This is a genomic window from Austwickia sp. (genome assembly GCA_016699675.1).
Classification (GTDB): domain Bacteria; phylum Actinomycetota; class Actinomycetes; order Actinomycetales; family Dermatophilaceae; genus Austwickia.
Window position 1 is genome coordinate 1545783 of the sequence record CP064985.1, and the last position, 11520, is coordinate 1557302.

Sequence of the window (11520 nt, forward strand, 5' to 3'; positions counted from 1 at the left end):
GGAGTAGGCATGTCAGAGGCGGACGTCCGCAGCGTCATCATCGTCGGTTCCGGCCCGGCGGGATACACGGCGGCGGTCTACGCGGCCCGCGCCAACCTGAAGCCGCTGGTGTTCACCGGCTCGGTCACGGCCGGCGGGGCGCTGATGAACACCACCGAGGTCGAGAACTTCCCGGGCTTCCCCGAGGGCATCATGGGCCCCGACCTCATGGAGAACATGCGCGCCCAGGCCGAGCGTTTCGGCGCCGAGCTCGTCGCGGACGACGTCACGGCGCTGGATCTCGGCGGTGACGTCAAGGTCGTGACGGACGGCTCCGGCGCCCAGCACCGCGCCGAGGCGGTCATCCTGGCCATGGGTTCGGCGTACCGCGAGCTCGGCCTTCCGGACGAGAAGCGCCTCTCCGGGCGGGGTGTCAGCTGGTGTGCCACCTGCGACGGGTTCTTCTTCCGCGACCAGGACATCGTCGTGGTCGGCGGCGGCGACTCGGCGGTCGAGGAGGCCACGTTCCTGACGAAGTTCGCCCGGTCGGTCACGCTGGTCCACCGCCGCGGCGAGCTGCGCGCGAGCAAGATCATGGCCGAGCGGGCCGCCGCCGACCCCAAGATCACGTTCGCGTGGAACTCCGCGGTCAGCGCCATCCACGGCGACCCCAAGGTCACGGGGGTCACGCTGCGCGACACCGAGACCGGGGCCGAGCGGGAACTCGCCGTGACCGGCGTGTTCGTCGCGATCGGCCACGACCCCCGCAACGAGCTGATCAAGGGCCAGGTCAGCTTGGACGAAGCCGGGTACGTCGTGTGCCGTGAGCGCTCCACCCTCACCAACCTGCCCGGGGTGTTCGCGTGCGGCGACCTCGTCGACCACACCTACCGACAGGCCATCACCGCGGCCGGCTCCGGCTGCGCAGCGGCCCTCGACGCCGAGCGCTACCTCGCCGCACGGGAGTCCGCGGGCGCCCCGGCACCGGCCGCGGCCGAGACCGCACCCGAGGGCCAGGCCCGTCCCGCCGAGGCGGCCCAGTCCCGCTGATCTCTGGCCGGGCTGACCACGGCTGAAGTCGTCACGCCGTCCGACGCCCCGCGGCCGCAAAGCACCCGCTGCCATTCGCTGCATCCACCCGAAAGGACATCTCATGGGAGCCGTACCCCAGACCACCGACGCGACGTTCGAGCAGGACGTCCTGAAGAGCGACCTGCCCGTCCTCGTGGACTTCTGGGCCGAGTGGTGCGGGCCGTGCCGCAAGATCGCGCCAATTCTGGAGGAGATCGCGGCGGAGCACGGCGACAAGCTCAAGATCGTCAAGCTCGACATCGAGGCGAACCAGAAGACCGCCGCCCAGTACGGGATCGTCAGCATCCCCACCATGAACGTCTACTCCGGCGGCGAGGTCGTCAAGTCCATCACCGGGGCGCGCCCGAAGCCGATGATGCTCAAGGAGCTCGCGGAGTTCCTCTGAGGCGGACGGGGAGCGGTGAGGCGCGCCGAGACGGCCGCTCGAATGGACGTTGGCCATCGTTCGGTCGTTCTGCAGGTGATGCGAGCACCGCTCCCGGTGCCTTGTCCGTGCGGCGCGTCGCGCTCTCCGAACCCGGCGCACCTCGCGGGCATCGCCGCAGGCTGGTAGACCGACCTCATGCGCCCATGGGAAGCCCGCGACGCCGTCCAACTGGTCGGCGCGACAGCTGCGAGCATCGCTCGCACCGTACGTCGTACGCAGGAGGGCGTCACCGACGCGACGTACGACCTCGTGGAGGCCGTCGTGGGCCCCGCCGTGGCACCCATCCGGCACCTCCAGCGGGGGCTGACCCGAGGCGTGTACGCCGCGGTGGACCTGGGACTCACGACCGCGACGGCGGTGGTCGCCCACGGGGCCGCCGCCCGGGTGACCGCGAAGGGTTCGGGCGCATCGCCGGAGCCACCCTCGGGTGACGCTTCTCCCGCTGACCCCACGCCCGGTGACGCGCCGACCGCCGCCACCCCGCCCGAGACACCGTCGGCGCCTCGGGGAGACGCCGCCCTCCTCGACACCCCTCGGGCCGCGCGCTGGCTCGCCGCCGTCAACGGCGTGGTGGGCGACCGGCTCATCCGCGAGGGTTCGACCCTGACGTTGTCGATGACCCTGCGGATGGGCGGCGCCGACGTGCCGCCCACCCGCGCGGCGCTGGAGGCCGCGTACGGGACCGGGGACCGTCGCCTCGCCGTCTTCGTGCACGGCGTCGTCGAGGACGAGAGCTGCTGGTCCACCCGGACCGATCGGATGCCGCCCGGACGGCCGGCCACCCTGCCGCTGCTGCTGGCGGAGTTCGGCTACCAGCCGCTGGTGGTCCGGTACAACTCCGGGGCGTCCATCGCCGGCAATGGCGCGAGGCTCGCGGGTCTCCTCGCGGAGGTGGTGGCGGCCTGGCCGGGTGCCGTCGAAGACATCCTGCTCGTCGGGCACTCCATGGGTGGACTCGTCATTCACGTCGCCCTCGACCTCGCGGACCCCTCATGGACCCCCTTGGTTTCGGGGGTTATCACGCTGGGTTCCCCCGCGGAGGGAGCCCCGCTGGCCCGGATGGCGGGCACGGTAGCGCGGTCGGCGGCGATGGTCCCGCAGGCGCTGTGGCTCGATGACGTGTTGCGCCTCCGTAGCCAGGGGATGGAGGACCTGGCGAACGCCCTGGGGCCCAGACCGGCCGGCAGTCCCGGGCGGCGGCTTGTCGTCCACGGATCGCTGTGGCCGTGGCCCCTCGCGTTGGCGGACCGACTGGGCGATGGCATGGTTCCGGTACCCCGCCACCTCCTCGGCGCGGCGAGCGAATCGAGCGACCCGAGCGGGCCCGGCGCGGACCCCTCCGAGGGCCGTGCCGACGAGATCGTCGTCCTTCCCGGGCTCGGCCACCAGGCGCTCCTGAACCACCCCCGCGTGCACGACGCCGTCTCGGCGTGGCTGCGGTCCTGAGCGAGGCCCCCGGACGGGTGCCGCTCAGTCGTCGAAGCCGTACGTCGCGACCAGGGGCAGGTCTCCCGCCGCGAGGGCGCGCAGGACGCGGGCCTCATGCGGCACGACCGGTTCGGGCAGATCGGCCACGTCGAACCAGCGAAGGTCGGAACTCTTGTCCGCCTCGACCGTCCGCGGCTCCCCGGTCCACGTATCGCAGGCGAAGAACACGTCGATGCGCTGGTTGATCGGGTCGTCGTCGTCGTGGCGGCGGTGCACCACGACCAACGGCACCAGGTCGTCCGGGGTCACGGTGATGTCGAGCTCCTCGCGGGCCTCGCGCACGGCGGCCTGAAAGAGGCTCTCGCCGGCCTCGACATGACCGGCGGCCCCGCACGCCCAGTGCCTGTCCATGAAACCGGTGCCGTCCCGGAACTGCAGCAGCACCTCACGCCGGCCGTGGGTGCGGCGCCGCAGCACGACGTACACCGCGGGGACGAGGCAGAAGCGCGGCTCGGTCACCGGGACGCGGCCTTGGCAGTGACGATCATGCCTCAACGCTAACCCCGGGCGGCCGACGTGCTCAGGAATCGAGGAGGGCGACGATCCGGTCGAGGTCATCGAGGGAGGCGAACTCCACCGTGAGCTTGCCCTTGCGCTGGCCCATGGCCACGCTGACGCGGGTATCGAACCGGTCGGAGAGTCGCGAGGCCACCTGATCGAGCCTCTCGTCGCGGGGCGTCGGCTCCCGGAGCCGGCGCTCCTTCGGCGCGGCGGCTCCACCCAGCGCCACGATCTCTTCCACCGAGCGGACCGAGAGCCCTTCGGCGACGATTCGCTGGGCCAGGCGCTCCATCGCAGCCGCGTCCTCCAGCCCGAGCAGGGCGCGGGCATGCCCGGCCGAGAGCACCCCTGCGGCCACCCGTCGGGCCACGAGCGGCGGGAGCCGCAACAGCCGGAGGGTGTTGCTGATCTGGGGCCGCGACCGGCCGATCCGTGTGGCCAGTTCGTCGTGGGTGCAGCCGAAGTCGTCCAGCAGCTGCTGGTAGGCGGCCGCCTCCTCCAGCACGTTGAGCTGGCTGCGGTGCAGGTTCTCCAACAACGCGTCGCGCAGCATCGCGTCGTCGGAGGTCTCCTTGATGATGGCCGGCACGCGCTCGTGGCCGGCATCGCGCGCAGCGCGCCACCGCCGCTCGCCCATGACCAGCTCGTAGTCCCCGGCACCGTCGGTCATCGGACGAACCACGACGGGCTGCAACACGCCGAGTTCTCGGATGCTCGCCACGAGTTCGCTGAGCTCGTCCGGGTCGAACACGGTCCGCGGCTGGCGGGGGTTCGGGCGAATCAGATCGACCGGGACCTCGGCGTACCGAGCACCGGGCACCTCCCGCAGCCCGCCGTCGTCCTCTCGGCCCGCGTCGACATCCGACGCGGGAGCGGATGACATCGGTGTGGTTTCACGTGAAACAACACGGATGTCGTTCGGCTCCCGCTCGCGAAAGAAGACGTCCGACGGCCGTGTGGCGTCCACCGGGCCCGTCGGAATCAGGGCCCCCAGGCCGCGTCCTAGTCCCCGGCGCCGATCCGTCATCGTGCTCCTCCCATGCAGGCCAGTTCCGCCGCCGCCTCCGCGTAGGAGAGGGCGCCCGTGCTCGTCGGGTCGTACGTCATCACCGTCAGTCCGTGGCTCGGCGCCTCGGAGATCCGCACGGATCGCGGCACGCGGGTCTTGAAGACGAGTTCCGGGAAGTGGTCCCGGACCTCGTCGGCCACCTGCGAGGACAGCCGTGTCCGCCCGTCGAACATCGTCAGCAGGATCGCCGAGAGGTGCAGATTGGGATTGAGGTGCCGCTGGATCATCTCGATGTTCTTGAGCAGCATCGAGAGGCCCTCCAGCGCGTAGTACTCGCACTGAATCGGGATCAGCACTTCCCTGCCCGCGACGAACGCGTTGAGCGTGAGGAGCCCCAGGCTCGGCGGGCAGTCGATCAGCACGTAGTCCGGGGCGTCCCCGCCCGCCTCGGCGAGGAATGCGGCGACCGCGCGCTGCAGGCGGGTCTCGCGGGCGACGAAAGAGATGAGTTCGATCTCCGCGCCCGCGAGGTCGATGGTCGCCGGCGCGCACGACAGGCCCACGATGTCCGGGCACTCCTGGATCACCTGGCCGAGGGGCACCTCCTCGACGAGCACCTCGTAGATGCTGGGGACGCCCTGTCGGTGGTCGATCCCTAGCGCCGTGCTGGCGTTGCCCTGGGGGTCGGTGTCGATCACCAGCACGCGCAGGCCCGCCTGGGCGAGGCCCGCGGCCAGATTGACCGCGCTGGTGGTCTTGCCGACGCCACCCTTCTGGTTGGCGACCGTGATGATCCGCGGCGCGGCCGGTTTGGGAAGCGTCGCGGGGGCGCGCCGCTCGGCGCGGGAGATCGTGGTCGTCGCGTAGTCCCGGGGGGCAGCCGGGCCGTCGTACGTCGGGTGCGGTGTCGCCTCAGAGCGCTCCTGCGTGCTGACCTCAGCGGGCGCGGGGGGCGCGGGGGTCACCGTGGGCACCGCGTGCTCCGTGCCGCCGCCCACACCCCCCGGGCCGTCGGCATCCCTTCGGGCGGCGTCCGCCGCATCGATCGCGGCCTCCCCGACGCCCGCCGCCACGGCGGCCTCGAGGGCGCGGCTCAGGTCGGCTGGTCGGTCGCCGCCATCATCCATGGGAAGGTCGACCAGATGGCCCGCCTCATCGTCGGCCGGCGGCGCCTGCTCGAGAACCTCCGCCTCGCCACCGGCGGGCTCGAGAACCTCCGCCCCCTCTACCCCCCCATCGCCGGGCGGCTCCTCGTCATCAAGCCCGTCCGCACCCACGCCAGGGTCATCAGCGTCCGCTCCGGGGGACCACGGGGCAGCAACGCTCGTCTCGCCGAACCCCGGCTCGGCGGCACCAGCGTCGACCCGCGGTTGGTGCGCCGCCGCCTCGACGGGCGGTACCTCGAACGTGTCATCGGCGCTCGGCGAGAACGACATCGGTGTGGTTTCACGTGAAACATCACCGTTGTGATTCCCGTGGGCCGGCCACCCCAGCTGTCGCAGCGCACCCCGGACCAGCGGTTTGACCTCGGGCCATCCGAGTCCGGGCACGACACGATGCGGCATCAGGGAGTCCTTCGCACAGGGGGTGGGGCGTCGCTCTACCGTATTCCAGCCCACCAGGGAGCCCCGGGATATCCACAGCGTGGGGCAGCACCGTTCTTGCCATCTGAGACCTACCAGACCGCACGCCGCAGCTCACGACAGGCAGCACACCGAACCGCCCGCCGACACGCCATCCTCGGTGCACCATGAGCCGGACGGATGGCCCCGCTGCCAGACTCCACGACAGCGGGACCGTCCTCGAACGCTCACTCAGGGCAACGGGTGGGTCACGGCCGGTGCGAGACCGTGAAGCGGGAGTCCGTCGGAATCGACGTGTTGACCGCGTAGCAACGCACGTTCGCAGAATCCCCGCTCCACCACGCGATGTTGCAGCGCGTGCGGTCGCCGAACGGCGTCACCTGCACGTTGCCGGCATGGAGCGACGTGCCTTGGAACTGCACTCGGTAGGCGCCTACGCCGCTGCGCGTCACGGTGATCGGCCGCCCGGACGTGTTCGACCCCCACGCGGGGGCGACGTCGTAGGACGGCGTCGCGGGGGCGTAGGCGAACGCCCGGTTGACGTCGGCGCGATTCGTCCAGGACAGCGAGAGCGCGGTGTCCGCGCGCCCGGTGGTGTCTCGGCATTGCACATCGGCGGCACTGCCCCCCCAGGAGAGCAGCGCGCAGGAGGCGCCGGAGTTATACGCCGTGACGTGCGCTTGGCCACCGGCGATCGACGACCCGTTGAACACCACGCGATACCGGCCGACGTCGAGGCGATGGACGGTCACCGCGCGCCCGCTCGGGTTCTTGCTGTACGTGCTTGACGCGTCGTACGTGGGCGTTGTCCCGGAGTGCGCCCAGACGTAGGCGGGAAGGGACGCATTGCGGTAGATGGCGCTGAACCGGCTGTCGGCAGGAGCCCCGGCGGGATTGCGGCACGCGACGTTGATCGTGGCGCCGTACCAGTTCACGACATTGCACACGTTCGCGTTGCCGTAGGCAGTGACTTGAACGTTGCCGCGCGCGAAGTTCATGCCGGTGAACGTGATCGTGTAGCGACCGGTGCCGGCCCGAGAGATCGTGGTCGAGCCGCCGGTCGGATTCTTCACGTACGCGCCCGTCACGACATAGGACGGTGTGCTGGGTGAGTATCCCCAGGCGTAGGCATCGGCCGCCTGGTTGACCGGCACCGGCAGGACGTCTCCCTGCGCCGAAGCGGTCGTCGCGCCGCCCGCGACAGCTCCGACAACGAGGGCGGTGCCGGCGATGCGTGCAACCAGTCGCCGAAGGGGTCGGTGAACCGCTGAGTCCATCACAAGCCTCCTGGATCCTCCGCGACGCCAGTCGTCGCGTACCAGGAAGGAGCATCAGCCGCCTGGGCTGATACCGGGGGACCGCCGGCTCGGGCACGTTCGGATGCTGCCGCACGGAGTCGGGTCGGCCGCGGTCACGGACGTCGGTGGGCCCGACGGCCCGCCTTGCCGGCGTGCGCTGCCGGGCCACGCCCGACCTTTGTGGCCATCACCACGGTGGTCGCAGGCTCGACCGCGCCGACTCCGGCGAGAACGATCTGCGCGCGCGCCAGGCCCGCGGCCCGCATCGCCGCCCGATCCACCGCCAGCTCCTCGGCGGCCGCGGCGCCCTTCAGGGCGAGGAGGACCCCCTCGGTCCGCAGGAGCGGGGCGCACCAGTCGGCCAACGTGGCCAGCCGGGAGACGGCCCGAGCGGTCACCACGTCTGCGTCGATGGCCCCCTTCAGGGCCTCCGCGCGCGCCCGGCGTACCTCGACGTTCGGTAGGCCCACCTCCGCAACGACGACGTCCAGCCACCGGGTGCGCCGCAACAGGGGTTCCACGAGCACGACACGGACGTCCGGACGCGCGATGGCCAGCGGGATCCCGGGCAGCCCGGCACCCGACCCGACGTCGACGACGGACGCGCCCGCAGGCACGAGCTCGGCCACGACGGCGCTGTTGAGCACGTGCCGGTCCCACAGCCGGGGCACTTCGCGGGGACCGATGAGGCCATGCCGTACGCCGGTGTCGGCGAGCACGGCGACGTACGCCTCGGCCAGCTCGAGCCGGCCCCCGAACACGCCGGCGGCGGATGCGGGAGCGCGCGGCGCCGCCGACGGGCTGGCGCCGTCGCCGCCGGGCTCGGTCATCGACGAGTGCTCAGTTGGGGTAGACGACCACGTACCGGCGGGGCTCCACCCCGTCGGACTCGCTGACGTAACCGGCGGCGAGGATCTCGTCGTGAACGACCTTGCGCTCGAAGGCCGTCATCGGCTCGAGGGCCACCTTCTCCGCGCCGCCGCGGATCTGCGAGATCGCCTCCCGCGCCTCACCCAGCACGATCCGACGCCGGGACGCACGATGCCCGGCCACATCCAGCATCAACCGGGACCGGTCACCGGTCGACGCCTGCACGGCGAGCCGGGTCAGCTCCTGCAGGGCCTCCAACACCTTGCCGTCGGTGCCGACCAGTCGCCGCGGGACCCGGCCGTCCTCGGAGTCGACGATGGCCACCGCGGCCCGGTCGCCGTCCACATCCACGTCGATGTCGCCGTCGAGGTCGGCGATGTCCAGCAGCCGCTCGAGGAAGTCCGCGGCCACCTCGCCCTCGCGCTCGAGCTGGGCCGTCCGGTCGCGCGTCGAGGCCCGCGGCGCCCGCTCGCCGGCCCCACCCGGAGTGCCGTCGGCGTCGTCGCCCTCCTCATCGTCGCCGTCGCCGTCGTCGTCGTCCTCGCCGAAGTCGTCCGCGGCATCGCCGAGGTCATCGGCGCCGGCCGCGCCGGGCGCTTCCGCATCGCTGCCGGCCAGGACGTCAGTCGGCTCTTCCGCCGGCCCGGACGCCGCCTCGCTGGCGTGGATGGCATCGCCACCGGACGCGGTCGCTGGGTCAGCGGACCCGGAGGTCCCGGTCGCGGCTGCATTGCCTTCCGTGGCCGGGTCGGTGCCGACCCCAGGGTCCAGAGTGGTGGCTTCGTGTTCGCTCATGTCGTTCTCCTGCGGCTGCGCGAACGCCGTACGTTCGCGGGGACGGGGGCGCGCTGCCTGCACCGGAAGCCGGCGGCGCGGGGGTTGCGGGCTGCGAGCGTCGCCGATCAGCGCTTCTTCTTGCGCCGGACGGGCTGTTGCCGCTGACCCGAGGGTCGCCTGAGGCTGTCCTGAACCGGCGAGGCCCCATCGGAGCCAGCGGGACCGGCGGCGGTCGCTCCCGAGCCCGTCGAGCCGGTCGCCGCCGCGTCGTCGCTGTCGTGGTGCAGCCCGGGGATCGTGAACTTCTTGTGCTCCTTGCCCTTACGCAGCCGGCGCGCCTCGAGGTCCTTCTCGGCCTGGCTGCCGGGGGCGGGCATGCGCATGATCACGAAGTACTGCTGACCGGCCGTCCACAGGTTCGACACCAGCCAGTAGATGAGCACGCCGATCGGGAAGTTCACGCCGGACACCGCGAAGATCAGCGGCAGCACGTACATGAGGATCTTCTGCTGCTGCATGAACGGGTTGTCCAGCGCCGAGGCCGGCATGTTCTTCGTCATCAGCTGCCGCTGGGTCCAGAACTGCGAGGCCGACATCAGCACGATCATCACGACCGTGAGGACCTTGGTGCTGGTGACGTCGGTGTTCATGAACGTGCTGGACAACGGAGCGCCGAGCACCGAGGAGGCCTCGGCCTCGGCGGCAAGCTGGGCGGTCAGCGGGCCGGCGGCCTGGATCCGCCCGGTCGCCACCGCCCCCAAGTTGTTCAGCACGCTGAACAACGCGAAGAAGATCGGCATCTGGATGAGCAGCGGCATGCACGAGCTGAACGGGTTGGTCCCGGTCCGCTTGTAGAGGCCCATGGTCTCCTCGGACATCGCCTGACGCGACTCCGGGTCCGTGCGGCCCTTGTACTTCGCCTGGATCTTCTGCATCTCCGGTTGGATGAGCTGCATCCGCCGGGAGGATTGGATCTGCTTGACGAACAGCGGGATGAGCGCCGCCCGCACCACGAGCACGAGCCCCACGATCGCGAAGGCCCACGTCCACCCGCTGGCGGACGGCGCGCCCAGGCTGGTGAAGAGGGCGTGGAAGCCCACGAGCACCCACTCGACCGCCCACCGAAGCGGCCATAGCAGCTGGTCATACCAGGACATCAGAGCATTCCTCGTCTCACGGGGGATTCAGGTCTGCGCACGGGGTCCGCGTGCCGCGGATGCTGGTGCGGCTGCGCGTGCGGATGCGGTTCGTCGGCCGGGTCGGCCCGGCAGTCATCATCGCGTACGGCGTCCTCGACACCGCCCGCGGCGCAGGCCCACTCGGCCTCTCGTCGGGCGGCATCGGCGCGGTAGGCGGGCCAATCGGGCAGTCCGCGCGGGCCGCGCGGGGGGACGTGGTCGACGCCGCCGGAGGTCCACGGGTGGCAATGCGCGAGACGTCGTACGACGAGCCACGTGCCGATCACCGGCCCGAACCGGCGCAGCGCGGTCAACGCGTACGTGGAACAGCTGGGGTAGAACCGGCACGACGGCGGCAACAGCGGCGAGATCAGCGTCCGGTAGGCCACGACCAGGATTTCCAGGGGCCAGGTGGCCGCGCGGGTCAGGACGCCGGGACGGGATGACTCCCCGCCCGGGCGGGCCGCGTCGCCTGAAGCGTCGGTTGGCGCGCCGGCCGGCGCCTCGGCTGAGGCGGGGCCAGCCCGCTCGGCGGCCCTCACGGCCTAACCACCTGGGCCAGCAGCCGGTCGAGGTCTGCGCCCAGCTCGGCGTACGAGACGTTCGCGGCGGCGGGATTCGCGCGCACGACCACGTCGTACCCCTGGGGCACCCGCACCAACCGAGCGGCCATCAACGCCCGCAGGCGCCGCTTGACCCGGTTGCGGACCACCGCACCGCCGACGCTCTTGGACACGACGAAACCGACGCGGGGCGGCAGTTCCGTCCTCGCGTCGGTCCGATGGGCATGCACCACAACGCGTGGGCTGCCGGAGCGTCGGCTGCGAACCGCCGCCGAAAAGTCCTCGGCGGCGCGGAGCCGATGCCGCGCCGGGAGCACGTCCGGCGCGCTCAGGCGGACAGCTCGGAGCGACCCTTGCGACGACGCGCCGCCAGGATCGCGCGGCCCGCGCGGGTCGCCATCCGGTGACGGAAGCCGTGCGTCTTGGCGCGGCGGCGGTTGTTCGGCTGGAAGGTGCGCTTGGTCACGATGGTCTCCGGTCCAGGGCAGGTCGAGCGAGGGCACAACGATGAACGAAGGGGCGTGGCGATCAGTTCGGCCGCGATCGGACGCCCACTCCCGGCGGCGACCGCGACCCGGACGCGGCGCGACCGGAGCAAGCGGGGATGCCCGGGAACGGGCATGCGAAGACGGCCCAACAGGGCCAGGGATCAACGGTAGACGGGACCCGGAACCAGGGTCAAACCACGAGACCACCTGGGGGCCCGAATCGGCGCGGTGCGGCGCTGCCTCCAGGCAACCGTTAACTGTGGCATC

At 71.6% G+C, this 11520-nt stretch carries 14 protein-coding genes; 4 read left to right on the top strand and 10 right to left on the bottom strand.

Annotation, left to right across the window (positions count from 1 at the left end; genetic code table 11):
• Positions 1–9 precede the first annotated feature (9 nt).
• The 3 genes from trxB to IPK37_07070 all read left to right on the top strand — a co-directional run bounded on the left by trxB (position 10) and on the right by IPK37_07070 (position 2944).
• Complete coding sequence (gene trxB, locus IPK37_07060) at positions 10–1029, top strand: thioredoxin-disulfide reductase (GenBank protein ID QQS02105.1); 1020 nt, start codon at positions 10–12, stop codon at positions 1027–1029.
• A 103-nt stretch (positions 1030–1132) separates the two neighbouring features.
• A complete protein-coding gene (trxA, locus tag IPK37_07065; GenBank protein QQS02106.1) occupies positions 1133–1456 on the top strand; it encodes a thioredoxin in 324 nt (107 codons plus the stop codon).
• 177 nt (positions 1457–1633) lie between these two features.
• The gene (locus IPK37_07070) at positions 1634–2944 is read left to right on the top strand and encodes a hypothetical protein (protein QQS02107.1); all 1311 of its coding nucleotides are present in this window, start codon (positions 1634–1636) and stop codon (positions 2942–2944) included.
• A 24-nt stretch (positions 2945–2968) separates the two neighbouring features.
• On the opposite strand, the gene IPK37_07075 is transcribed toward IPK37_07070, so the two are convergent.
• Genes IPK37_07075 through IPK37_07085 form a run of 3 tightly spaced genes read right to left on the bottom strand, consistent with a single transcriptional unit; the run spans position 2969 to position 5623 of the window.
• Entirely contained in the window at positions 2969–3544 is a 576-nt protein-coding gene (locus tag IPK37_07075; GenBank protein QQS02108.1) for an NUDIX domain-containing protein, read from the bottom strand.
• Entirely contained in the window at positions 3507–4514 is a 1008-nt protein-coding gene (locus IPK37_07080; GenBank protein ID QQS02109.1) for a ParB/RepB/Spo0J family partition protein, read from the bottom strand. Before IPK37_07080 ends, IPK37_07075 begins: the two co-directional genes overlap by 38 nt.
• The gene (locus IPK37_07085; GenBank protein ID QQS02110.1) at positions 4511–5623 is read right to left on the bottom strand and encodes a ParA family protein; all 1113 of its coding nucleotides are present in this window, start codon (positions 5621–5623) and stop codon (positions 4511–4513) included. Before IPK37_07085 ends, IPK37_07080 begins: the two co-directional genes overlap by 4 nt.
• 15 nt (positions 5624–5638) lie before the next feature.
• Between IPK37_07085 and IPK37_07090 the strand changes: the two genes are divergently transcribed.
• On the top strand, positions 5639–5950 hold the full coding sequence (locus IPK37_07090) for a hypothetical protein (protein QQS02111.1): 312 nt from the start codon (positions 5639–5641) through the stop codon (positions 5948–5950).
• A 377-nt stretch (positions 5951–6327) separates the two neighbouring features.
• Here the strand turns inward: IPK37_07090 and IPK37_07095 are convergent, their stop codons facing one another.
• The 7 genes from IPK37_07095 to rpmH all read right to left on the bottom strand — a co-directional run bounded on the left by IPK37_07095 (position 6328) and on the right by rpmH (position 11234).
• Positions 6328–7233, bottom strand: coding sequence for a hypothetical protein (locus tag IPK37_07095; protein QQS02112.1), 906 nt, complete (start codon positions 7231–7233; stop codon positions 6328–6330).
• Positions 7234–7490: 257 nt separating this feature from the next.
• Positions 7491–8207: a 16S rRNA (guanine(527)-N(7))-methyltransferase RsmG gene (rsmG, locus tag IPK37_07100; protein QQS02113.1), complete on the bottom strand. Its 717-nt coding sequence runs from the start codon at positions 8205–8207 to the stop codon at positions 7491–7493.
• 10 nt (positions 8208–8217) lie between these two features.
• Positions 8218–8658, bottom strand: a complete 441-nt coding sequence (locus tag IPK37_07105) for an RNA-binding protein (GenBank protein QQS02728.1) — start codon at positions 8656–8658, stop codon at positions 8218–8220.
• A 491-nt stretch (positions 8659–9149) separates the two neighbouring features.
• Positions 9150–10181, bottom strand: coding sequence for a membrane protein insertase YidC (gene yidC, locus IPK37_07110; protein QQS02114.1), 1032 nt, complete (start codon positions 10179–10181; stop codon positions 9150–9152).
• Positions 10181–10630 carry a membrane protein insertion efficiency factor YidD gene (gene yidD, locus IPK37_07115; protein ID QQS02729.1) on the bottom strand — a complete coding sequence of 150 codons (450 nt, stop codon included), beginning with the start codon at positions 10628–10630 and terminating at the stop codon, positions 10181–10183. The genes yidC and yidD overlap by 1 nt, the downstream gene beginning before the upstream one ends.
• Before the next feature lie 110 nt (positions 10631–10740).
• On the bottom strand, positions 10741–11082 hold the full coding sequence (rnpA, locus tag IPK37_07120; GenBank protein ID QQS02115.1) for a ribonuclease P protein component: 342 nt from the start codon (positions 11080–11082) through the stop codon (positions 10741–10743).
• An 11-nt stretch (positions 11083–11093) separates the two neighbouring features.
• Positions 11094–11234 (bottom strand): 50S ribosomal protein L34, encoded by a 141-nt coding sequence (gene rpmH, locus IPK37_07125; protein ID QQS02730.1) that lies wholly within the window; start codon positions 11232–11234, stop codon positions 11094–11096.
• Positions 11235–11520 lie beyond the last annotated feature (286 nt).